Source organism: Nonomuraea fuscirosea, assembly GCF_035917475.1.
Classification (GTDB): Bacteria; Actinomycetota; Actinomycetes; order Streptosporangiales; family Streptosporangiaceae; genus Nonomuraea; species Nonomuraea fuscirosea.
In genome coordinates this window covers 1,360,598-1,382,339 of sequence record NZ_CP109074.1, presented here as the reverse complement: position 1 = coordinate 1,382,339, position 21,742 = coordinate 1,360,598, and the positions used below count along the sequence as shown (strand labels likewise).

Below are 21,742 nucleotides of genomic sequence, written 5' to 3'. Positions count from 1 at the left end.
CTTCGCGGGCCTTCGTCAGGGGCGCGGCGCCGCGCCCCGTAGCGCCGGGTAGTCCTTGAGCACGATCGAGTCGTGCAGGCGCACACCCTTGCTCGTCGCCTGCACCATGGCCCTGGTCAGGGCGACCGGCAGGCGGTTGACCAGCCGTACGCCCCGGTTGAGCGCCCACAGCTCGAAGCGCCCGCCGGGCACGAGGCGGCGCGCGGCGTTGACCGCGAACGTCCGGCTGCGGCGCACGTACTCGCCGAGCTCGGCCTCGTAGGCGGGAAAGGCCCGCGTGTGGTCGCCGTCGTAGGCGGCCAGCTCGCCCGCCAGCACGTACGCCCCCACCACCGCCAGGCTCGTGCTGCCCCCGACCGCGGGCCCCGGGCAGTAACCGGCGTCGCCCACCAGCGTCACCCGGCCCCGTGACCAGGTGTCGAGGTGGAGCTGGGTGATCGAGTCGAAGTAGAAGGCGGGCGAGCGGTCCAGCTCGGCCAGGATCCTGGGCACCTCCCAGCCGGCGTCGCCGAAGTGCTCGCGCAGCAGCTCCTTCTGCCTGGCGACGTCCCTGTGGTGGTAGTCGAGCGGGCGCGGCGTCCGGAACAGGAACACCGCCCGCGCGTCGTCCAGGTGCCCCGCCCCGTATATGGCGGCCGTCCTGTCCACTCCCATGACGCCCTCGACCCTGCCGTCCAGCCCCAGATGGTTGGGCACCGACGCGACGGCCAGGTAGGCGCCGATCCAGGTGGTGAAGTCCGACTCGGGGCCGAACACCAGGCGGCGCACGTTGGAGTGCAGGCCGTCGGCGCCGATCACCAGGTCGTAGGCGGCCGGCGCGGCGCGTTCGAACATCACCTCGCCCTCCGGCGTGATCGAGGTGATCGAGTCGCCGAAGACGTAGTGGACGTCGTCGCGGGTGAGGTCGTGGAAGATCTCGCTCAGGTCGTCGCGCATGATCTCGACGTGCCGGTCGGAGACGGCCCCCATGATCCGCCTGAACTCCAGCTCGGCCGGTCGCGCGCCGCTCTCGGTGTGCATGGTGAGCGTGTGCGTGCCGGTCGCCCCCGCCATGATCGGCTCCAGCACGCCCATCCGTTCCACGATGTCCATCGCCGGCCGGAACAGGTCGACCGCGTGCCCGCCCGTCTTGCGCGGGGCGGGCGCGCGCTCGACGACGGTGACGTCGAAGCCGGCCCGTACGAGCCAGTACGCCAGCACCGGCCCCGCCACGCTCGCTCCCGAGATCAGGATCCTCATCACCCCTCCTTACCTACCGTTAAGTAAGACGGTAGCACGCGTGCTTACTTAACGGAAGGTAAGCACTAAGGTGGGCTGCATGCCCGGTGACACCAAGGGCCGCATCCTGGCGGTCGCCCGCGAACTGTTCGTCGAGCAGGGCGTGCAGAACACCAGCCTGCGTCAGATCTCCGAACGGCTGGGCATCACCAAGCCCGCGCTCTACTACCACTTCGCCTCACGCGACGACCTGGTGCGCAGCATCGTGCAGCCGCTGATCGAGGACATCGAACGGTTCGTCCGCGGCCGCGAGCCGGCCGGCGATCCCCGGGAGTTGCTCGGCGACTACTTCGACCTGATGTGGCGGCACCGCGAGGTGATCGTCATGATGGTGCGCGACCTGTCCACGCTGAGCCACCTCGACCTGGGCGCGCGCATGTTCGCGTGGCGCCGGCAGATCGTCGCCCTGCTGCTCGGGCCCGACCTCACGCGGGAGCAGCACATCAGGGCGACGGTGGCGCTGGGCGGCATGTCGGACTGCGCGGCTGAATACGCGGAACTGCCGCTGGAGGAGGTCAAGCCGACGGCCGTCGAAGCGGCGGCCGTCGCTCTCGGCATCTGACCGGGTCCGGCACCCGGCCGGCCCGGCCGCCGGCCGGCTCTCCCGGCCGGCCGGCGGGGCTCTCGGTCAGACGGCGATGTAGAGGTCGACGCCGTCGCGGTGGTGCACTTCGAGGTCGGTCGTGAACGCGCGCGAGGGCGTCCCGCCCGACTCGGTGTGCTTCCACACCTGCTGCCACGACTCGACCAGCGCCTGCGGCATCGGGCCGCGCACCTCCAGCTTCAGCACCTGGCCGGCCGGCACCCGCACGGCCACCATGCCCTCGGGCAGCCGCGGCGCCGTGCGCACGCCCGTGCCGACGATCTGCGTGTACGAGCCGTGGTGATCGCTCTCGTAGTCGGTCAGCACCGCGTAGAGGTTCTCGTCCACGCGTCCTGGCACGTGAGCGAAGGCCCCCGGCACCCCCGCGCGCTGCCAGAGCCCGGGCAGCCTGGCCCGGGCCGGATCCATCTCGTCGGCGTTGCTCGTCCGTACAGCGAAGCCGACCACGATCAGTTCGGCCCGTTCGGTGACGTTCACAGACCCTCCCCCTCCCCCAAAAGTGTCCCGGCCGATCATAAGCCCCCGAGAAAGGGGGAAACCCCTTGTTGACCTGTCCGCACATAAGATGGATGAACGTGAAATTTCTCAACGACCTAGAGCCGCAATACGACCTGACCTACAGCGACGTGTTCATGGTTCCTTCACGTTCGGCGGTGGGTTCCCGGCTCGCAGTCGACCTGTCGACGAACGACGGCACCGGCACCACCATCCCCCTCGTCGTGGCCAACATGACCGCCGTGGCCGGCCGCCGCATGGCCGAGACCGTGGCGCGCCGCGGCGGCATCACCGTGATCCCCCAGGACATCCCCCTGGACGTCGTGGCCGACGTCGTCGACTGGGTCAAGAAGCGCGACCTCGTCCACGACACGCCGCTCACCCTGACCCCGCACGACACCGTCGGCGAGGCCCTGCAACTGCTGCCCAAGCGCGCCCACAACGCGATCATCGTGGTCGACTGGGAGAACCGGCCGGTGGGCGTCGTGACCGAGGCCGACTGCCAGGGCGTCGACATGTACACCCAGCTCGCGCAGGTCATGTCCAGCGAGCTGCTCACGCTGCCCGCCGGGCTCGACCCGCGCGGGGCCTTCGACCGCCTGCACGAGGGCCGGCACCGGCTGGCGCCCATCGTGGACGAGGAGGGGCGGCTGGTCGGGATCCTCACCCGTACCGGCGCCCTGCGCGCCACCCTCTACCAGCCCGCCCTGGACGCCCAGGGACGCCTGCGCATCGCCGCCGCCGTCGGCGTGAACGGCGACGTGGCCGCCAAGGCCAAGGAACTCCTCGAAGCGGGCGTCGACTGCCTGGTCGTCGACACCGCGCACGGCCACCAGGAGAAGATGATCAGCGCCCTGCGCGCCGTCACCGCCCTGGACCCCGGCGTGCCCGTCGCGGCCGGCAACGTGGTCACCGCCTCCGGCGTGCGCGACCTGGTCGACGCCGGGGCCGACATCCTCAAGGTCGGCGTCGGGCCCGGTGCCATGTGCACCACCCGGATGATGACCGGCGTCGGGCGTCCCCAGTTCTCGGCCGTGCTGGAGTGCGCCGCCGAGGCCCGCCGCCTGGGCCGGCACGCGTGGGCGGACGGCGGCGTGCGCCATCCGCGCGACGTGGCCCTCGCCCTGGCCGCCGGGGCCTCCAACGTGATGATCGGCTCGTGGTTCGCGGGCACGTACGAGTCGCCTGGCGACACCCACACCGACGCCTCGGGGCGCAAGTACAAGGAGAACTTCGGCATGGCCTCGGCGCGGGCCGTGCGGCTGCGGACGGCCGAGGACTCGGCGTTCGAGCGGGCCAGGAAGGCGCTGTTCGAGGAGGGCATCTCGACGTCCAGGATGTATCTCGACCCGAAGCGGCCCAGCGTGGAGGACCAGATCGACGCCATCGTGGCCGGGCTGCGGTCGTCGTGCACGTACGCCGGGGCGTCGAACCTGGAGGAGTTCCACGCGCAGGCGGTCGTGGGGATCCAGAGCTCGTCGGGCTACACGGAGGGCATGCCGCTGCACCAGAGCTGGTGACCGGACCGCCTGCCCTGGGGACCGCCGGCCTTGGGGACCGCCTGCCCTCGGAACCGCGGGCCTGGGGCGGCGCGGGCCGGCCGGGCGGGGCTCGCGGCCGGTCTCATGCGCGGCGGGCTCGGGTCAGGTTCTGCGCCAGCCGCCCGCCGCGTTGATGCCGCCGTCCACGTGCAGCGTCGTCCCCGTCACGAACCTGGCCAGGTCGCCGGCCAGGAACACGGCCGCCGCCGCGGCGTCGCCGGGATCGCCCAGGTGGCCCAGCGGCGGCACGCGTACCGGCTCGAAAGGCAGCGAGCCGGCCAGCATGCGCGCCCGCACGCCCGACTCCCCCTCCGTCCGGATCGCGTCGGGCGCGATCGCGTTCACCCTGATGCCCCTGGGGGCCAGCTCCAGCGCCAGCGACTTCGTCAGGCTCTCCAGACCGGCCTTCATCGCCGCGTACACCGCGAACCCCGGCGCCGCCTGGTGCGCCTCGCTCGACGTCACGTTGATGATCGACGCGCCCGGCGGCATCAACGGCAGCAACCGCCGGATCATGCCGGTGACCTGGGTGAAGTTCTCCTCGATCAGGATCTGCTCGCCGCGCGCCGAGGTCTCGGCGAAGCCGGCGTGGAAGGTGCCGCCCGCGTTGTTGACCAGCACGTCCACGCGGCCCCAGCGCTCGCGTACGGCCTGGGCGAAGACCTCCACCGCCACGTGGTCGCGCACGTCGAGCGTCATGGCCAGCTCGGCCTCCGGCTTGTCGCGGTCGCAGACCGCGACGTGGGCGCCGAGAGCCGCGAACGCCCTCGCCGTCGCCAGCCCGATGCCTCTGGCCGCTCCGGTGACGACGGCCACGCGGCCGGTGAGCAGGATCGTGTCGGGCGAAAGGGCGGCCATGAACGACGACCATATCCCGACCGCATAGAGTCGTCGGGTCCGTTCTCATCGACAACAATCGTCAACAGGAGCACTTCGTGGCACTCGAAAAGCCCGAGATCGACTTCCCGGGGGGCAACCCGCCCGCCGACCTGGAGATCGAGGACCTGACCGTGGGCGACGGCGCCGAGGCCAAGCCCGGTCAGACCGTCCGCGTCCATTACGTGGGCGTCTCGTTCTCGTCCGGGGAGGAGTTCGACGCGTCGTGGAACCGCGGCCAGCCGTTCGAATTCCAGCTGGGCGCCGGACGCGTCATCGGGGGCTGGGACAAGGGCGTCGCGGGCATGAAGGTCGGCGGCCGGCGCAAGCTCGTCATCCCGCCGCACCTCGGCTACGGCACCCGTGGCGCCCCGCCGCGCATCAAGCCGAACGAGACGCTCATCTTCGTCGTCGACCTGCTCGGCCTGAGCTGACGCCCCGTTCGCCACAGGCGGTGTGACGTCCGACCGACGTTGCATCGCTGCACGCGGCGCGACGTGAACCGGCGTTTCATCGCTCCACGCGGCGCGACGTGAACCGGAGTTCCGTCGCCCTGTGCGGTGCGGCGTGCCCGGCGCCGGTCGGTCTCCACGATCCGGCGCCGGCGCGGCCGATCACCCAGCTTGCTTCGCGCCCGATTTCGCCCGCTGGTTCGAGACACTCCGCGGGTATGCCGATATCGGGTAGGGAAATGTCACCTGCGTGAGGCACCATAGGCGTGTGCTTCTGATCGACGTGGTGCGGGTTTCGGAGGCGGTGACGCGCACGTCCGCCAGGCTCGGCAAGATCGGCCACCTGGCGGAGCTGCTGGGCAGAGTCGGCCCTGACGAGGCGGAGATCGCCATCTCCTACCTTTCGGGCGAGCTGCCGCAGCGGCAGGTCGGTGTGGGCTGGCGCACGCTGGAGGACATCCCCCAGCCCAAGCTGGCCGCCACCGCCACGCTCACGGCGGTCGACGAGCTGCTCAGCCGGATCAAAGCCGTCTCAGGCCAGGGCTCGCAGGCGGCCCGCAAGGCCCTGGTGGCCGAGCTGTTCGCCGGCCTCACCAGCCAGGAGCAGCAGTTCATGCGCCGGCTGCTGCACGGCGAGCTGCGGCAGGGCGCGCTCGACGGCGTCATGATCGAGGCCGTGGCCAAGGCGTCCGGCGCGCCGTCCGCCGACGTGCGGCGGGCGCTCACCCTGCGCGGCTGGCTCCCGGCCGTGGGGGCGGCGGCGCTGGGCGGCGGCGTCGAGGCGCTGCGCGCGTTCCGGCTGGAGGTGGGGCGGGCGGTCTCGCCGATGCTGGCGGGCAGCGCGCCCAACGTGGCCGCCGCCCTGGAGAAGGCCGGCCCGCCGGCGGCGCTGGAGTGGAAGCTCGACGGCGTACGCGTGCAGGCCCACCGCTGCGGCCCTTCGACCGTGACGGTCTTCACCCGTACGCTCGACGACATCACCGCGCAGGTCCCCGAGCTGGTCGAGGCGGTGCTCGCCATGCCCTCCGACGATCTGGTCCTCGACGGCGAGGTGATCGCGCTGCGGCCCGACGGCCGGCCGCACCCGTTCCAGGTGACGGCGAGCCGCGTCTCCAGCAAGACCGGCGTCGAGCGGCTGCGCGAGCGGACGCCGCTCAGCGTGTTCTTCTTCGACGCGCTGCGCGTCGACGGGGCCGACCTGCTCGACCTGCCCTACTCTCAGCGCCAGGAGGCCCTGGCCGGCGCGGTCCCGCCGGGTCTGCTGACGCCGCGGCTGGTGACGGGGGACGTGGCGGAGGCGGAGAAGTTCTTCACCGACGTGGTCAGGGCGGGCCACGAGGGCCTGGTCGTCAAGTCCCTCGCCTCCCCCTACGCGGCCGGGCGGCGGGGAGCGGGCTGGATCAAGGTCAAGCCGCGCCACACGCTCGACCTCGTGGTCCTGGCCGCCGAATGGGGCCACGGCCGGCGCGAGGGCAAGCTGTCCAACCTGCATCTGGGCGCGCGCGACCCTGAGGGCGGGTTCGTGATGCTCGGCAAGACCTTCAAGGGCCTGACGGACGAGCTGCTGGCCTGGCAGACCGAGCGCTTCCTCGAGCTCGCCGAGGGCCCGACGGACGAGTGGACGGTCACCCTGCGGCCCGAGCTCGTCGTGGAGATCGCCTTCGACGGGGTGCAACGCTCGCCCCGCTATCCGGGCGGCATGGCTCTGCGCTTCGCCCGCGTGCTCCGCTACCGGCCTGACAAGCGCGTCGAGGACGCCGACACGGTCGACACGGTGCGCTCCCTCATGCTGTAACCGGCGACCGCCTGTCACGGGCCGCCACTTCCGCTCCCCCACGTCCCCGCCTCTGCCGCGTGCACCGAGTTGTGGTGTTCTCCTGATGCGCGAAGATCCTTGGCCTACGCTTGGCGATCTGGGCACTCTTATGGCATAAGTGAGATATTTCACGGAACATCCCATTAAGTTGCCTTTACCTGGCGTTTGTCGCATATGTTCGTGCTCGCCGCGCGGGGCCTCGCCCCGCCGATGGATCGGCCGCCGCGACGCCCTCGCTCCCCCACGGTCCGGCCTTTCCTCGTCCTTTCCCCTACCTAGGACCGTGGTTTACCTTGGGCCAGCACTCCCGCACGCCGTCCCCCGACGCCCGCAAGCCGTCCGCGAGCAAGCGCCGCTGGACCACCGTCGCGGTCGGCGCCGCCGTCGTGGCGGCCGCCTCGACCACCGCCTGGGCGGCCATCGGCGACGACGACTCCGCCAAGCGGGCGGCGACGACCCCGAACCCGCCCTCCGCCGCCCCCAGCAGCACCAAGGCGGACTCCGTACCCAAGCCGGCGAACCAGGGCTCTCCGCACCAGCCGCCGGCCACGTCGCGGCCGAAGAGCACCCGTTCCCCGCGACCGGCTGAGACCCCGCGCGCGACCGGACCCTCGGCCTCGGCGCGGGGGACGGGCGCTCGGGAGCGGACGGCCAAGACCGTCGAGAACGAGGCGAAGAAGCCGAAGTTCCGCGTGCTCTCGTCCGGCAGGTGCGGCGCCTCGTACTACGGCGACCCTCAAATGACGGCGAGCGGCGAGCGCTTCAACCCCGCCGCCATGACCGCCGCGCACAAGACGCTGCCGCTGGGCAGCAAGGTACGCGTCACGAACCCGCACAGCGGCGAATCGGTGACCGTGCGCATCAACGACCGGGGCCCGTACGTCGGCGGTCGCTGCCTCGACCTGTCCAGGGCCGCGTTCGCCGCCATCGGCAACGTCAGCTCCGGGGTCATGCGGGTGAAGTACGAGGTCCTGGCCCACTGACGGCCCGACAGGCGACCCCTCCTCACCGACATATGCGGCACCACCGCCGCCAGGGTCGTCTCAGCAGCGGCCTGCTTCTGCGGCCTGCTTCTGCGGCCTGCTTCGCTCAGGGCCGATCGGGGCTGCCGGCTTCGGCTCGGGTCAGATCGAAGCGGCCGGCTTCGATGAAGGCTTGGGCGAACGCCGACGGGGCCTCCTGCGGCAGGTTGTGGCCGACGTGCCCACTTCGTGGGAAACGCGCTTCGGGCGGCAATGGGTGGTACATGTTCTACTTCGGCACCGAGCGCGGCAGGAACACCATGGAGGACAGGACCAGGCGCGACGACCTGGCGCGCCACCTCTGGCATCCCGTCTCGCCGACCTGGGACTTCGACGACGCCACCTTCGAGCGCACCGCCGCCGCCTTCGACAACCCCGACCACGTCGCCGTCGTGCTGCACTACTACCGCCGGCGGCTGAGCCTCGCCGACGGCGAACGCTGGTATGACCGGTACGAGGAACTGCTCGCCGCACGTCCGGTCGTCACCGTTCCGACCATCGCCCTGGACGGAGGGAGCGACCCGTTCACGGACCCGCCCGGCGACGGCTCCGCGTGGCGGGACGGAATCACCGGCGAGTACGAGCACCGTCTGCTGAAGGACGCCTCGCCCGGAGCGTGGTTCCGTGGAGTGAGCGTGCTCTGCCCGTGCCGCGACCCCGCCAAGGGTGTGCACGCCCTTCCCGGGTGCCTCTGTCCCCCGCACTGCCGTTCTGCACGGCCGATCCGTACTAGGGGGCCGTGCGCACCTACGGGCGCAGTGCCTACGCGGTGGGCGTGGCCGTCGTGAGCGGTGCCGTGTCGAGCAGGACGGAGGCGGCGGCGCGGGCGGTGGTGGCGGCCGAGGGATCGTGGTCCAGACTCGCGGACTGCGCCGCGCCGTCGTACAGCAGGAGGAGCTGGCGGGCCAGTGTGTCGGGGTCGGCGTATCCGGCCGCGGTGAGCAGCCCGGCGAACAGGTCACGGAGCCAGGCGCGGTAGTCCTCGGCGACCTTGCGGACGGCGCTGTTCTCCGGCGCCTCCGAGGTCGCCCGCGCGAAGGCGCAGCCGTTGTACCGAGAGTCCGTGAAGGTCTGGCCCAGCGCGTCGAAGACGCCGAGCACCTGCTCGCGCGGGGCACGGAAGCGTGTCAGCGTACGGGCGACCCGGGCCCCCGAATACGGCCGTACGGGCTCATGCGGGCGAAGACACCCGCGACATGAGCCCGTACGGCATGCGTCGTAGCCGGCCTGGGCTCGCTCCTCAACCGGTTCGACCAGGTATCTCAACCGGCCCGGCCGTGCGCCTCCACCGACAGGTCCCTCGTACGCTGGGCCGCCGGCCAAAGGATCCCTGTCACGACCTGCACCACCGCACCGTCGCTATGCCTGTCACGACGCGCACCACCGCACCGCCGCCTCGCGTGGTCGTGCCGGCGCGCCGCAGGGCGGTGCGACTTGCGGCACAGCCGAGAGGAAGCCATCTCCCGGCCAGGACCCCGCGGTGAGCGTCCGCTCAACCGGGGACCCGCTGCACCTGGTAGTGATCAGCCGCCGCTGAAGGCGAATGCGTTGTCGTCGGCCCAGTCGGCGAAGGTGAGTGCGGGGCGGCCGAGAAGGTCCTGCACGGTCGTGGTGGTGGGCCCGGAACGGGCGGCGTAGTCGGCCAGGGAGCCGAGCAGGCGGGCCGGAACCTCCTCGGGCAGCCCTTGCGCGAGCATGCCCTGCCGTACCTGCTCGGGCGGAAGCTCCTGGAAAGACAGCGTCCTTCCCGTGGCGGCGCCGATGAGGCGTACCTTCTCGTACTGGTCGAGCGACTGGGGTCCGGTCAGCGTGTACACCTTTCCCGCGTGAGCGCTGCTGCGGAGTGCCTGCACGGCGACCGCCGCGATGTCGGTTTCGTGGATCGGGGACGTGGCCGCTTTGCCGTACGCGCCGCGTACCACGTCACCGGCCCTGAGCTGGGGCGCCCAGGCCAGAGCGTTGGCGGCGAAGTCGGCCAGGCGCAGCACCGTCCAGTCGAGGCCGGAACCGGTGACGAGGTCCTCGGCGAGCTTGAACTGGGCGGCGAAGCGGGCCTCCCCGGCCGGATGCTCCACAGTGGTGGCCGACAGCAGCACCACGCGCCGCACACCCTGCCCGGCGGCCAGCTTCAGCAGGTCGCCGAGGCCGGGCCCGGTGGCGCGCGGGCTGATCTGGACGGCTTCCACACCTTCCAGCGCCGCCTCGATCCACTGAGGACGGAACAGGTCTCCGCTGACGGCTTTCACACCCTCAGGGAACCGGGACTCGGCGCCACCGCGGGTGACCGCGGCGACGGGGACGCCGTCGTCGAGCAGTTGCTTCATCACCTGGCGTCCCACGACGCCGTTGGCTCCGGTGATCAGGATCATGGCGATTGTCACTTTCAGTCGATAGGTAAACACAGCACCAGGTCGGCGGCCCTGGACACAGAAGAAGACTCATGACCGCAGCTGCAGACCGTCCGCCCGACGGCCCCGGCAGGAGCGGAATCTTAAGCCGTCCTCGGATCGGAAGACGGTCCCATCACTGCAGATACAGGCCGACCATCCGAACGTCCCGACCACCCCCGGCAGAACCCGAACGGCCTGACCACCCTGCACCCGGAAGACGACCCTATGCCCGCAGATGCAGACCCGGCCATCCGGTGGCCCTGCCGATCGCCGGCAAGACCGGAATGACCTTGCCCCCCGTACACGCACAAGACGACCCCATCCCTGCCGGCGCAGACCGGCCATCCGGCGAGTCCGCCGATCGCCAGCAGGACAGAAGCGGTCCTGCCGTCCCGGGCAGCGAGCCCGGTACCCATGTCGTCGATCGCGGGCCGGAGGGCGCACCGTGACGGAGCGGTTGCCTGCGGAACCACCGGTGAGACACTCGCTCGAACCCCACAGATCTCCCCACCATCTTGGCGACGACCCGTACACGGCCGATCCCTGCCACCGGCGGCAGTGGCCCGGTGAGCAACCAGGTGGTCCCTCACCCCGCTGGCGCTGTGGAACGCACGCGCCGCGGGCCACGACGCCGAGCAGGTCATCCCGTGAGCTCGTCGCACATCGTCACCGGCGAACCCACCCTCGACGATCACGACTCGCGTTCGGTGCGTCATGGTCTTTCTCCTCGTCCGTTTTCAACGGCACTCCATATGGTGGCTTTGCCACCAATCCGGATCAACGAGGCATTTCGCATTGCTGCGGTAAGCGCGACTTACCGGTAGAAGGCGGACGTGGAACTTTCGCGACATCGAGATCTTCCTGACGCTCGCCGAAGAACTGCACTTCGGGCGAACCGCCGAGCGGCTGCCCCTCACTCACGCGCGAGTGAGCCAAGTGATCAAGAAGCAGGAACGGGCGATCGGCTCCGACCTCTTCTACCGGACCAGCCGCAGGGTACGACTGACGCCGATCGGCGAGCAGCTGGGAACGATCTCCGGCCGGTCTACCGGGAACTGCACGAGAGCCTGCGGCGAGCCGGCCTCGCCGTCAAGGGTTCTCCGCGACGGTACGGCGGACGTCCTGGTCGCCTGGCTGCCCGTCGAGGAGCCCGATCTCATCGTGGGGCCGGTCCTGTTCACCGACCCCCGGGTGCTCGCCGTCTCCGTGGACCACGAACTGGCCACCCGCCCGGCCGCCTCGATCGAGATGCTCGCCGACTTCCAGCACACCGACGCGCCGCAGGTGCCCGACTACTGGGCGGACGGGTTCGTTCCCCCACACACCCCGCGCGGCCACCGGATCGTCCGCGGCCCGCTCGTCACCCACATGGAAGACCTGCTCTCCCTGGTCAGCCTCGGTGAGGTGGTCAACGCCCTGCCCGCCCACTCGGCCCGCTACTGGAACCGCCCGGACATCACCTGGTTGCCCTTCGCCGACTTCGAACCTCTGTCCCATGGTCTGCTGTGGCGCGCCGAGAGCGAGAACGCCGCCATCCGCGCACTCGCCCAGACCGTACGAGACTTCGGCCCGCTCCACCTGTGACCATCACCCGACCAGGCGACACGCTCGAAGGCGAACCATGCCTAGGGCGGGCACGGGACATGGACGGCGCCGAGGCCGACCGTCTCGGTACCGAGGTGGCCTGCAAGACGACGCGCTGGGATGAGCCGGAGCCCAGAGCTGCTCTCAGCCGGCCTGGCCCAAGACCACGGTGCGGGACCCGGAAGTGAAGTCGCCGAAGGACTGTCGCCAGAACTCCCCAGGCCAGTAGTACGTCACCCGGCCCTCGACAGGCCGATAGCAGGCCGTGTAGAGCGTTCTCGACCCTTGCTCGTCGACGGGTCGATACAGCGGCGGCTTCAGCATCGCCGCCACGTCCGCCCCCGCGGCGCGAACGGCGCGCAGCCGCTCCCGCGTCCGCATGGCCCGCTCCTGCTCGTCGGTCACCGGCAGGTGCTGGTGATTGGCGGCGCAGGCATCCGGCGCCAGCGTCGGCGACATGTCCGGCCCGACGAACACCGTCACCGCCTTCGCGGGGTCGACCAGGGTGAGGTTCTGGGGTACGGCGACCGGCAGGGCCCGCAGCCTGCCGACCGCCTCATCAACGGTGTCGCCCGTCTCCAGCAGGTAGCGCACCACGATCAGAATGGCGAAGCCACGTCCGTAGACGGAACGTCCGCCCCAGGTGAGCGAGACCGCGAGACCGGCGTCGTTCATCCCGTCCAGCAAGCCCCACAGCATGTCCTGCATCCCGATCACGGGCCGCAGGAAGCGGGAGGACACGATGGTGCCCTCGCACTGATCGGGCGGGAAATCATAGTTGCGGAGCAGAGTGCCATTCCTGCCGATCTGAGTGCAGGCCGGGGAAAACGGCCGCAGCGCCGCGTGAGTGAGAAACGCTTCCGGCCCGGGCCGATCGAGTTGCCCGGCCAGACGCTCCAGAACCGGGACCAGCTCCGGCATATGCGCACGAAACAACGCCCGAACGCGCTCCGCGCCCTCTGAAGTCCGACCCTCCGCAGTCAGTAAACCCTCCAGGTCCTGCCACAGAGCCCGCGCGTGAGCAGCCCACCGCCCGTCGCCACCATCGCCGACCTCGATCGCCTGAAACGTCTTACGCTGTTGCCGCACGACTGCCACTCCTTGCGAGAATCAGACGAAGTGACGGCAACCTAGCCAATTGTGCAGAAGATTCACCAGGTGACCACGCCCTCAACGACGCAATTGGCGACCAACCCACATCACCCCAGACCCACCTTGATCAACAGCTGATCCGCGTCACCCCAGAGCCGCCACCACCGGTCAACACCGATCCGCATCATCCCCGATCCATCACCGGAACTCGTCATCGCCATCCACCCGCATCCATATGCGGCGCGGACGACGCTCTGCCACCCGAACGTGGGTCGATGTCCCACGACCGACCAGCGCCCGGTAAGAGGAGCAGCCTTGAGGTGGCGCGGCGAAGCGTGAAGAAGGGGTTGCGCCGCGGAACCGCTCGCAACCCCCTCTCCGCCGGGTCAGGTCACTTCACGAGGCGGATCGTCATCGGGTAGCGGTAGTTGCCGTCCGAGAGGGCCGAGACGCCGGCGACGACCGAGAGCACGACGGCCACGACCCAGATGACCGGAACGAGCAGGGTTCCGATGATGGTCAACGGCAGCAGGATCGAAGCGCCGACGACCGTGATCTGGAAGTTGAGCGCCTCGACAGCCTGCGCGCGGATGTACGGCGAGGTCTTGCCGCCGGTGAGCATCAGGAGCAGCGGCCCGAGAATCGGGAAGCCGACGATGGGCAGCATGTGCGCCAGAGCGGCGCCGAGACGCTCGTTGCTCTCCGTCGTACCCTGAGGCCGGGTCGGGGTCGGCGCCGGAGCGACCCGGGGAACGGGCGCCGTGCCGTACAACTCCTTCATGATGGGCATCAGGTCACCGTGAGTGCGCGCGGTCATGGCGCGCTCCAACCGGTCGTCGAACTCGAGCTCGTCGAGGCGGCCCTCCGCGTAGGCGGTCTTGACGTGCTCGACCACGTGTTCACGGTCCTGGTGGGTGACGCGCAGATGAGCTGGCGGCACCTGTCCCGGCCCGGGGGTCTTGGGTACCCCAGCCATAATCGCCATGCCTCTCCTTAGAGAATCGAGCTGTCTCCTCACATACTGCGTCCGCCGAACCTTCGATGCCATCAGGAGAATCCCCGATCTGTCCCCTAGATCATCCCCGACGCGAGGGCTCCAGACGGTATAAAAAGGATTCATGAGATGGCGAGACCGCTACGGCATTCGTCGACTGCGCGGCCGCAAGATCGCGAAGTTCGACCGCGAGGCGACAGACGCCGACATCGAGGCTCTCATCGCCTTCGCCCGTTCGCGGCGTGGTGTCGAGTTTTATGTCGAGCCAGAAACTTTCGCCACCGACACGACCGCTGTGGCGGTGGCCGACGACGGCGAGTGGACCCGGCGCAGGGTGGGTTCGCCCGCAGTGATTCGCAAGGTGGCCCGCGACCTTGCCCTTCCGGTGTACGACGTGCAGCTCACGGGTTACCCGCAGCGCATGCGCGCCTACAACGAACGCCGTAAGAAGGAAGAAGGCAGTCTCTAGGCGGCTCCTTTTCTCTCTTCGGCGTACGTGAGCCGGTCTGGGTGAGGTCGTCAGCACAGGGGTGCCCCAACCCCTGTGCTTCCTTCGTTCTCTTCCTCCCTCGGCTCCAGCTCCGCTCCTCGCTCACCCTGTGACGTCGAAGCCTGCGCCGATTAGCGACTCACTTCGGCCTGTGGTGGGACGCGGCCTTCTCCTGACTCTGCGTTGCGCTCCGGCGATGCGGAGATCTACGCCGGTCAACACCTCGTCCTCGTTCCGTCGTGGCCGCGGCCTCCCCTCAGCTCTGGCCTCCGCTTCGGCGATGCGGAGGTCCTGGCCGGTCAGCACCTCCTCTGCGTTCCGTTGCGTGCTCGGCCTCTCCTCGGCTTCGCTCTTCGCTTCGGTGGTGCGGAGTCGCTCCTTCCTGGGCCTGTGCGGGTGGAGAGGGCCGGCGTTGGACCGGGTGGGCTATTGGAGGGTGGTGGGGGGTGGGTCCTCGTCGTCCAGGAGGTTGACCAGGGGGAGCAACCAGACGGCGGTGGCGGGGCCCATGGTGGCGTCGAGTTCTGCCGGGGTCGGGAGGCGGCCTCGGAGGATGGCCGGGGAGAGCAGGTTCTGCAGGGCGTGCATGAGCAGGTTGGCCATCGAGTAGGTCGGGTCGCAGGCGAGGGCGCGTTCGAGGGCGATGGTGGCCTGAACGTTGTTACCCTCCCGCCAGGCCGCTATGGCCAGCAGGGACGCGGCCGGTGGCACGAAGCGGGGCTCCAGCCGGCGGGTCAGGTCTTTCCAGAGCGGGGCGTGGGAGTCCTCCATGAGGGTCCAGCCCTCATCGCGCACCCGCATGATGACCAGGTCCAGGCCGAGTTTCGCCGCCTCCACATCGTCCAGACGGCCGCCCTCGGTGTGGGTCTTCAGCGCGGCCCGGACCCGTGCCAGGCCGTCGGAGACGAACTGCCCGGCGAAGGCGTCCAGGTCGGTGGCGGCCATCAACCGGGCACGGAAGTCCGCGATCGCTTCGGCCGTGGCCCGGCGCATCGCCATCCGTACCGGACCGGTGATGGGAGCCAGGGTGCGTTCCAGGGATTCGCGGTCCGGGAGGGCGACCAGGCCGCGGACGGTGGCTTCGGCCGCTATCTGGCTGGTGGAGGGGTCGTACGGGGTGCCTTCCGCCGGGCAGCACGTCGCCAGGTCGCAGACGTACGACCAATAGCGGCCCTCGTGGGCTCGCAGCGCCTCGCCCACCCGCACCCCTGACTTGGCCGCGAGCAGCCTGGCTTCGTCGGCAGCCGGGGTGACCAGCTCCCCCGGGCCGTAGCCGATCACGACGATCTCCGTGACGCCCTCGCGTTCGAAGAGGGGTGCCATGGCGTCGAGAGTTCCCGGCGGGAACGGCAGGCCCCACCTGGCCACCATCTTGGCCTGACCGCGTGCGAGGCCCACGACGATGAGACTGCTGGTGGGGTGGAAGCCGACCAGGTAGGGCACGGCGGCCAGGACGTCGGTCGGGCTTCTCAGGGTGAGACAGGCTTCGGTGTCGAAGGTCGAGAAGTCGTGTGGGAGATCGGGAGCGGGATTTGTGTCAGGGGTGAAGGGGTGTGGGTCCTTGCGATGGCGCCCGGGCTGATGGAGATGGTGATGCTGGTGGTGGTCGATGGCAGGCCCGTTGTCGGGATCACCTCCCGGGTTGGCACCATGGCTGCGGCTTCCTAGGGGGTAGGGGGCACCGGCAGTGTTGCCTTGAGTGCCCCGGCCGAGTTCACCACCGGTTCCGCTCTGAGCGAGAGGAGCGGAGCCGGCGGTACGGCTGCCTTGGGCGACAGGACTGGGGCCACCGGGACTACCGCCCTGGGCGACTGGACCAAGGTCGCTGACGGTATCGCCGCGAGCGACAAGGTTGGTGCGGTGGTCGGCAGTTCCGCCATGGGCGAGAGGGCTGGGGCCGCCGACTGGGCTGCCGTCGACGTCGGCCGCCGGGTTGGCGACAGGGCTGGGGGTGGCACTGCGGGCACTGGGGCGGGGACCGCTCTCAAGATCCGGGTTGCCCGTGGGACTGCGGTCGTCGACAGAACCTTTCGGGGTGATGAAGCTGGGGTTGTCGACAGGGCCGCCATAAGCGGTTGAGCCGATCGTGGATACGGAGCCGCCATGGACGGAGCTGCTGCCATGTGCGGGGGCGCCATGGATGGGGCCGCTATGGACGGGGTTGCCATGGACGGGGTTGCCATGGACGGGGTTGCCATGGACGGGGTTGCCATGGACGGAACTGCTATGGACGGAACTGCTATGGACGGAACTGCTATGGACGGGGTTGGTCCTGGAGACGGGACTTATGGGGGCCGGGACGGGCGCAGGTGTGCAGGCGTGGGTTGGGGTGAGGGCTGGGTGGTTGGTCGTCATGGGCCCTGAGGATGCCGTGGATGGGTTGGACGGCGATGGGCCGAACGCGGTTCTGTGGATGACGGAGGGCTGTCCACAGCCGACATGTGCTCATCGTTACGACTCGACCGATGGAGGGCACCAGATGGGCCTCCCCTGAGCCGGATTGGGCCGGTTCAAGCCGGGCCGGTTCAAGCCGGGCCAGTCCAAGCCGGGCCAGTCCAAGCCGGGCCAGTCCAAGCCAGGCCAGTCCAAGCCAGGCCAGTTCAAGCGAGCCCGTTTCAGGCCAGCCCCGGGTGGGTGGGTTCGGGGCGGATCGGTGGGGGCGGGGGTGGGGTGAGGCGGGTTCGTACGAGGAGGGCGGCGCCTGCTACGGCGGCCGGCATGGCTATGACGGCCACGAACGGCACCAGGAACAGCAGGAACACCGCCACCCCGAACCCCAGCGCACTGGCCTTGTTCCTCCTCAGGAGCGCGAAGCGTTGTTTGCGGGCCAGGCCGCGGCGTTCCATGGCCAGCGTGGTGAGCTCGACCGTCAGGAAGAAGCCGGACACGGCGGCCCCGAGCACCGGCACCACCGTCTGTCCCACCACCGGGACGAATCCCAGCAGGAACAGCGGAATGGTGAACATCAGCACGTAGAGGAGCGTGACCAGGCTGTCTCTGATCGAGCGCGGCAGCGTACGCCACCACGGCAGGTCGTCCTCCGTCTCCAGCGGATCCACCGCGGCCGACAGCTTCTCGTAGAACGGCTCTCCGATCGCCAGCGTGAGCGCCGCGAACGTGATCACCGCCAGCGCCAGCCCGCCGAGGAAGAGCAGGATGCCCACCAGCGTGCGGAACAGGTCGCGCCAGCCCCACGTGTCCGCGAACGGCGTCAGGAACTCGGCCAGGTCGGACGCGTTGGTGCCGAGGAAGATCAGCGCCACCACGTAGACGGCGAACGCGATCAACGCCGGAATCAGCCCGAACAGCCACCACCGGGTGTTCTTGGCGACCCACCCGACCCCTTGGAGGAAGAAGCCGATGCCGGCCGTGAAGTCCCGCACTGATCGCATGACCGGCAGGCTAGCGCCAGAACGACGTCACCGCGTAGCCCAGTTCGGCGAACAGATCGCGCACCAGGGGAAGCGAGATGCCGAGCACGTTTCCGTGGTCGCCCTCGATGCCCTCGACGAACCAGCCGCCCCGCCCATCGATGCTGAACGCCCCGGCCAGGTTGAGCGGCTCGTCGCTGGCGACGTAGGCCGCGATCTCGTCCTCGGACGGCTGGCCGAAGTGCACGACCGTGGTGGCCACCTCGGCCACCTGCCGCCCGCCTGGCACGTCGATCACGCAGTGGCCGGTGACGAGGCGGCCCGTGCGGCCGCGCATCAGCCGCCAGCGCTCCACGGCCTCCTCGCGGGTGCCTGGCTTGCCGTACGGGCGCCCGTCGAGCTCCAGGATCGAGTCGCAGCCGATGACCAGCCCCTCTTCGAGCCCGCTCGCGACCGCCTCCGCCTTGGCCTTGGCCAGCACCAGGCTGAGCGCGGCGGGAGAATGGGCGGAGAAGGAGTCCTCGTCGACCCCGCTGACGATCACCTTCGGGTCGAGACCGGCGCTGCGGAGGAGGGCCAGGCGGGCGGAGGAAGCTGAGGCCAGAACGATCACCGGCACAGCCTACCGGTCACCAGTCGGGGCTCGCCGTGCCCGGTGCCGCCCCACGCTCGCCTCCGCCGGCGGCAGGTGTCACGCCGTGCCCGGTCCCGGAGGTTCTGGAGGTGCGGCTGGGGGGTGGTACTTCATGTTCCGTCCTGTACGGCTCGTACGGACCCGCCTGCCGGGGCACACCCCCGCCCAAGATGTCGCCCAGGAGCCCGTCCAGCAGTTCGCCCAGCCCGCCGGGCACCGAGGACCGTTCGCGGTCGAGGTCGTCGGCCAGGGCGACGGGGTCCATGTCGCGGCCGGCGGCGCGACCGGCCAGCAGCGACATGATCATGGGGGCGATGAGGGGCATGAGCTTCATGATGGTCCCCGAGTCGACCCCGGCCAGCCGGGCGAGCCCGGACGCGGCCTGCTCGGTCCCCTGACCGCCCAGTACGTGGCCGAGGATGCTGTGCCCGTCTCTCGTCAGCGAGGCCACGTCACCGTTGAAGGGGTCGGCGTCCATGTGGTCGTCCAGCGCCCCGAGCAGCGCGTCGGCCCCGTCCGGATGCTCGGCGTTGCGGGCCAGGCCGCCGACGATCGTGCCCGACACGGCCTCGATGACCTTGCGGGCCGTGAGGGTGTCGGAGCCGAGCATCCCGGCGATCTGTTCCAGTCCTGAGTCCCCGAGTCCGGCGAGAAGCTCGTCATACAGTGTCACGACGGTCCCCCGATCACAGTTGTCTCGGGTGACCTGCCCCTGGAGGACCACGACCAACGTCCGGATTGTCCTAATTCTCGGAAAAGCCGCGGCCCTGACCGCCGGAAGCGTCCGACGGCCAGGGCCAGGGATCGAGGTGGATCGGGTGGGTTGGGCCGGCTGGGCTGAGGGTCAGCGCTGGTGCTGGGGCTGAGGTCCGGTGGAGGGCCGCTGCCCGGCCTCCGCCGACGGCCCGGAATCGGACGACTCAGACAGCCCGGAGGACGGCCCGGAGGACTGCTCAGAGGACGGCTCAGACAGCCCGGAGGAAGGCTCAGGCTCAGCCGGCCCGGACGCTCCTGAAGGTGACTCGGGCTCAGCCGCAGCAGAGCCCACCGAAGCGACCGGCTCCGACTCCAGGGTCGTCGCCGGGACGCCGTCGATCGGCGCGGCCGGGTGAGCCTGGGTGAAGGCCGTCGGGCGGGCCTCGACGGCCGCCGGCCGCCGGTCGACGGAGCCGCTGGAGCCGGCCGGCGTGGCCAGCCCGGCCGCCGCGTACGCCCCCGCCTCGTCCAGCGTCTCGTGCTCCAGCAGCGCCGCCACGATCGCGTCCAGCTTGTCGCGGTTGTCGCCGAGGACCTGGAGCGCGCGCTCGTAGCACTCGTCCACGATCCGCCGCGCCTCCTCGTCGACCGTGGCGAGCGTGGCGGGCGAGGCCTGCGGCTGCTGGCCGTCGTTGGGCAGGATGGTCAGCGGGCCGACCTTCTCCGACATGCCCCACCGGCCGACCATGCCGCGGGCGATCATGGTGACCTGTTCGAGGTCGTTCTCGGCGCCGGTGGTGATGACGCCGAAGACGACCTGCTCGGCCGCCATGCCGCCGAGCGCGCCGGTGATGCGGCCGCGCAGATACTGCTCGTCGTAGGCGTAGCGGTCGGTGTCGGGGGTGGAGAGGGTGACGCCGAGTGCCCGGCCGCGCGGGATGATGGAGATCTTCCTGACCGGGTCGGCGCCGGGCTGGAGCATGCCGAGCAGCGCGTGGCCGGCCTCGTGGAAGGCGGTGCGGGTGCGCTCCTCCTCCGGCATGACGATGCTGCGGGCCGCGCCGAGCTGCAACTTCTCCAGCGCGTCGGCGAAGTCGGCCATCGTGACCTTCTCCTTGCCGCGCTTGGCGGCGAGGAGGGCGGCCTCGTTGACCAGGTTGGCCAGGTCGGCGCCGGTCATGCCGGGTGTGGTCTTGGCGAGCTGGTCGAGGCTGACCTTGTCGTCCATGGGCACGCCGCGCGTGTGGACGGCCAGGATCGCCGTACGGCCGGCCGCGTCGGGCAGGCCCACCTGGACAGTGCGGTCGAAGCGGCCGGGACGCAGCAGTGCGGGGTCGAGGATCTCGGGCCGGTTGGTGGCCCCGATGACGATCACGCCCTCGGCGCCGGAGAAGCCGTCCATCTCGGTGAGGATCTGGTTGAGCGTCTGCTCGCGCTCGTCGTGGCCGCCGATGCCGCCCGCGCCGCCGCGGGCCCGGCCGATGGCGTCGATCTCGTCGATGAAGACGATCGACGGCGCCACCTTGCGCGCCTCCTCGAACAGGTCGCGCACCCGTGAGGCGCCGACGCCCACGATCATCTCGATGAACTCGGAGGCGCTGGCCGAGAAGTAGGGCACCTTGGCCTCACCGGCGACCGCCCTGGCCAGCAGCGTCTTGCCGGTGCCGGGAGGGCCGGCGAGCAGCACGCCCTTGGGCAGCTTGGCGCCGAGCCTGCGGTATTTGTCGGGGTCCTTGAGGTAGTCGACGATCTCGACGAGCTCGTTCTCGACCTCGTCGATGCCGGCGACGTCCTCGAACGTGACCCGCACCTGCCCGGCCTCGACCGGCTTGGCCGCCTTGGACTTGCCGAGCCCGCCGAGGCCGCCGCCCATCATGCTGGCGCCACGGCGCATGATCCAGATCCACAGACCGGCCAGCAGCAGCACGGGCAGCAGCGACAGCAGCAGGTTGGAGAAGAAGCCGCGGGTGATCGGCTTGCTGGTGATCACGACCTGGCCGGTGGACAGCTGCTGGTCGAGCTGGTCGGTGTTGGCGAAGGCGGGGATCTCGGTGGCGAAGCGCGTGTAGGAGGCGCCTCCGTCGGGGTTCTTCACCGCCGAACGCAGGTCGCCCTCGACCGACAGGCCCTCGGCGTAGATGTCCTTGACGTTCTTGGCGTTCACCTGGTGGGTGAACTCGGTGTACGAGATCGTCTCGACCGATCCGCTGTCGACGAACGACGACACGATGAAGAAGCCCGCGTACACCACGAGCAACGTGACGACGAAGCGCCACCAGTTGATCTTCGGCCGGCCACCGGGCGTGCCCGGCAGCCCTTCGGAGCGCCAGGGCGGCTTGCCTTTGCCCTTGTCCTTCTCCGGAGCCTGCGGCGGTCCAGAGCGTTCCACGGCGTCACTCCCCCACAT

The 21,742-nt window shown here is 70.2% G+C and carries 20 protein-coding genes; 8 read left to right on the top strand and 12 right to left on the bottom strand.

Annotation, left to right across the window (positions count from 1 at the left end; all coding sequences use genetic code 11):
* Positions 1 to 15: 15 nt before the first annotated feature.
* Entirely contained in the window at positions 16 to 1,239 is a 1,224-nt protein-coding gene (locus tag OIE67_RS06240; protein WP_326637511.1) for an FAD-dependent monooxygenase, read from the bottom strand.
* 79 nt (positions 1,240 to 1,318) lie between these two features.
* Between OIE67_RS06240 and OIE67_RS06235 the strand changes: the two genes are divergently transcribed.
* Positions 1,319 to 1,840 (top strand): TetR/AcrR family transcriptional regulator, encoded by a 522-nt coding sequence (locus OIE67_RS06235; RefSeq protein ID WP_326637509.1) that lies wholly within the window; start codon positions 1,319 to 1,321, stop codon positions 1,838 to 1,840.
* 66 nt (positions 1,841 to 1,906) lie between these two features.
* On the opposite strand, the gene OIE67_RS06230 is transcribed toward OIE67_RS06235, so the two are convergent.
* Positions 1,907 to 2,359 (bottom strand): GyrI-like domain-containing protein, encoded by a 453-nt coding sequence (locus tag OIE67_RS06230; protein ID WP_106250341.1) that lies wholly within the window; start codon positions 2,357 to 2,359, stop codon positions 1,907 to 1,909.
* Positions 2,360 to 2,457: 98 nt separating this feature from the next.
* On the opposite strand from OIE67_RS06230, the gene OIE67_RS06225 reads away from it, so the two are divergent.
* Positions 2,458 to 3,897, top strand: coding sequence for a GuaB1 family IMP dehydrogenase-related protein (locus OIE67_RS06225; RefSeq protein ID WP_326637507.1), 1,440 nt, complete (start codon positions 2,458 to 2,460; stop codon positions 3,895 to 3,897).
* Between the two features lie 123 nt (positions 3,898 to 4,020).
* Here the strand turns inward: OIE67_RS06225 and OIE67_RS06220 are convergent, their stop codons facing one another.
* Positions 4,021 to 4,776: an SDR family NAD(P)-dependent oxidoreductase gene (locus OIE67_RS06220; protein WP_326637505.1), complete on the bottom strand. Its 756-nt coding sequence runs from the start codon at positions 4,774 to 4,776 to the stop codon at positions 4,021 to 4,023.
* Positions 4,777 to 4,853: 77 nt separating this feature from the next.
* On the opposite strand from OIE67_RS06220, the gene OIE67_RS06215 reads away from it, so the two are divergent.
* The 4 genes from OIE67_RS06215 to OIE67_RS06200 all read left to right on the top strand — a co-directional run bounded on the left by OIE67_RS06215 (position 4,854) and on the right by OIE67_RS06200 (position 8,872).
* Positions 4,854 to 5,228: an FKBP-type peptidyl-prolyl cis-trans isomerase gene (locus OIE67_RS06215; RefSeq protein ID WP_106250344.1), complete on the top strand. Its 375-nt coding sequence runs from the start codon at positions 4,854 to 4,856 to the stop codon at positions 5,226 to 5,228.
* Positions 5,229 to 5,514: 286 nt separating this feature from the next.
* Entirely contained in the window at positions 5,515 to 7,041 is a 1,527-nt protein-coding gene (locus OIE67_RS06210; protein ID WP_326637501.1) for an ATP-dependent DNA ligase, read from the top strand.
* A 314-nt stretch (positions 7,042 to 7,355) separates the two neighbouring features.
* Positions 7,356 to 8,045, top strand: a complete 690-nt coding sequence (locus tag OIE67_RS06205) for a septal ring lytic transglycosylase RlpA family protein (protein WP_326637499.1) — start codon at positions 7,356 to 7,358, stop codon at positions 8,043 to 8,045.
* A 263-nt stretch (positions 8,046 to 8,308) separates the two neighbouring features.
* A complete protein-coding gene (locus tag OIE67_RS06200) occupies positions 8,309 to 8,872 on the top strand; it encodes a hypothetical protein (RefSeq protein ID WP_326637497.1) in 564 nt (187 codons plus the stop codon).
* Here OIE67_RS06200 and OIE67_RS06195 read toward each other — a convergent pair.
* Together OIE67_RS06195 and OIE67_RS06190 are read right to left on the bottom strand one after the other, a co-directional pair.
* Entirely contained in the window at positions 8,847 to 9,185 is a 339-nt protein-coding gene (locus tag OIE67_RS06195; protein WP_326637495.1) for a hypothetical protein, read from the bottom strand. The genes OIE67_RS06200 and OIE67_RS06195 overlap by 26 nt on opposite strands.
* 422 nt (positions 9,186 to 9,607) lie before the next feature.
* Positions 9,608 to 10,465: an NAD(P)H-binding protein gene (locus OIE67_RS06190; protein ID WP_326637493.1), complete on the bottom strand. Its 858-nt coding sequence runs from the start codon at positions 10,463 to 10,465 to the stop codon at positions 9,608 to 9,610.
* Positions 10,466 to 11,323: 858 nt separating this feature from the next.
* Here OIE67_RS06190 and OIE67_RS06185 point away from each other — a divergent pair.
* Positions 11,324 to 12,058, top strand: coding sequence for a LysR family transcriptional regulator (locus tag OIE67_RS06185; protein ID WP_326645238.1), 735 nt, complete (start codon positions 11,324 to 11,326; stop codon positions 12,056 to 12,058).
* 144 nt (positions 12,059 to 12,202) lie between these two features.
* On the opposite strand, the gene OIE67_RS06180 is transcribed toward OIE67_RS06185, so the two are convergent.
* Together OIE67_RS06180 and OIE67_RS06175 are read right to left on the bottom strand one after the other, a co-directional pair.
* On the bottom strand, positions 12,203 to 13,147 hold the full coding sequence (locus OIE67_RS06180) for a C45 family peptidase (RefSeq protein WP_326637490.1): 945 nt from the start codon (positions 13,145 to 13,147) through the stop codon (positions 12,203 to 12,205).
* 394 nt (positions 13,148 to 13,541) lie between these two features.
* A complete protein-coding gene (locus OIE67_RS06175; protein WP_326637488.1) occupies positions 13,542 to 14,126 on the bottom strand; it encodes a DUF1707 and DUF4870 domain-containing protein in 585 nt (194 codons plus the stop codon).
* A 142-nt stretch (positions 14,127 to 14,268) separates the two neighbouring features.
* Here OIE67_RS06175 and OIE67_RS06170 point away from each other — a divergent pair, with 142 nt between their 5' ends.
* Positions 14,269 to 14,613, top strand: a complete 345-nt coding sequence (locus OIE67_RS06170; protein ID WP_106250354.1) for a hypothetical protein — start codon at positions 14,269 to 14,271, stop codon at positions 14,611 to 14,613.
* A 447-nt stretch (positions 14,614 to 15,060) separates the two neighbouring features.
* Here OIE67_RS06170 and OIE67_RS06165 read toward each other — a convergent pair whose 3' ends face one another.
* The 5 genes from OIE67_RS06165 to ftsH form a co-directional block, all read right to left on the bottom strand.
* Positions 15,061 to 16,107, bottom strand: a complete 1,047-nt coding sequence (locus tag OIE67_RS06165) for a DUF4192 domain-containing protein (RefSeq protein WP_326645236.1) — start codon at positions 16,105 to 16,107, stop codon at positions 15,061 to 15,063.
* A 1,142-nt stretch (positions 16,108 to 17,249) separates the two neighbouring features.
* The gene (locus OIE67_RS06160; RefSeq protein WP_326637486.1) at positions 17,250 to 18,026 is read right to left on the bottom strand and encodes an EI24 domain-containing protein; all 777 of its coding nucleotides are present in this window, start codon (positions 18,024 to 18,026) and stop codon (positions 17,250 to 17,252) included.
* Between the two features lie 10 nt (positions 18,027 to 18,036).
* Positions 18,037 to 18,618, bottom strand: coding sequence for a Maf family protein (locus OIE67_RS06155; protein ID WP_326637484.1), 582 nt, complete (start codon positions 18,616 to 18,618; stop codon positions 18,037 to 18,039).
* 16 nt (positions 18,619 to 18,634) lie between these two features.
* Complete coding sequence (locus OIE67_RS06150) at positions 18,635 to 19,312, bottom strand: DUF937 domain-containing protein (protein ID WP_326637481.1); 678 nt, start codon at positions 19,310 to 19,312, stop codon at positions 18,635 to 18,637.
* A gap of 171 nt (positions 19,313 to 19,483) precedes the next feature.
* Positions 19,484 to 21,724, bottom strand: a complete 2,241-nt coding sequence (ftsH, locus tag OIE67_RS06145; RefSeq protein WP_326637479.1) for an ATP-dependent zinc metalloprotease FtsH — start codon at positions 21,722 to 21,724, stop codon at positions 19,484 to 19,486.
* Between the last annotated feature and the right edge of the window lie 18 nt (positions 21,725 to 21,742).

Coding starts and splice junctions, on each gene's coding strand:
- OIE67_RS06240 (WP_326637511.1), bottom strand. CDS start 1,239: ATGAGGATCCTGATCTCGGGAGCGAGCGTGGCGGGGCCGGTGCTGGCG.
- OIE67_RS06235 (WP_326637509.1), top strand. CDS start 1,319: ATGCCCGGTGACACCAAGGGCCGCATCCTGGCGGTCGCCCGCGAACTG.
- OIE67_RS06220 (WP_326637505.1), bottom strand. CDS start 4,776: ATGGCCGCCCTTTCGCCCGACACGATCCTGCTCACCGGCCGCGTGGCC.
- OIE67_RS06200 (WP_326637497.1), top strand. CDS start 8,309: ATGTTCTACTTCGGCACCGAGCGCGGCAGGAACACCATGGAGGACAGG.
- OIE67_RS06175 (WP_326637488.1), bottom strand. CDS start 14,126: ATGGCTGGGGTACCCAAGACCCCCGGGCCGGGACAGGTGCCGCCAGCT.
- OIE67_RS06170 (WP_106250354.1), top strand. CDS start 14,269: ATGAGATGGCGAGACCGCTACGGCATTCGTCGACTGCGCGGCCGCAAG.
- OIE67_RS06160 (WP_326637486.1), bottom strand. CDS start 18,026: ATGCGATCAGTGCGGGACTTCACGGCCGGCATCGGCTTCTTCCTCCAA.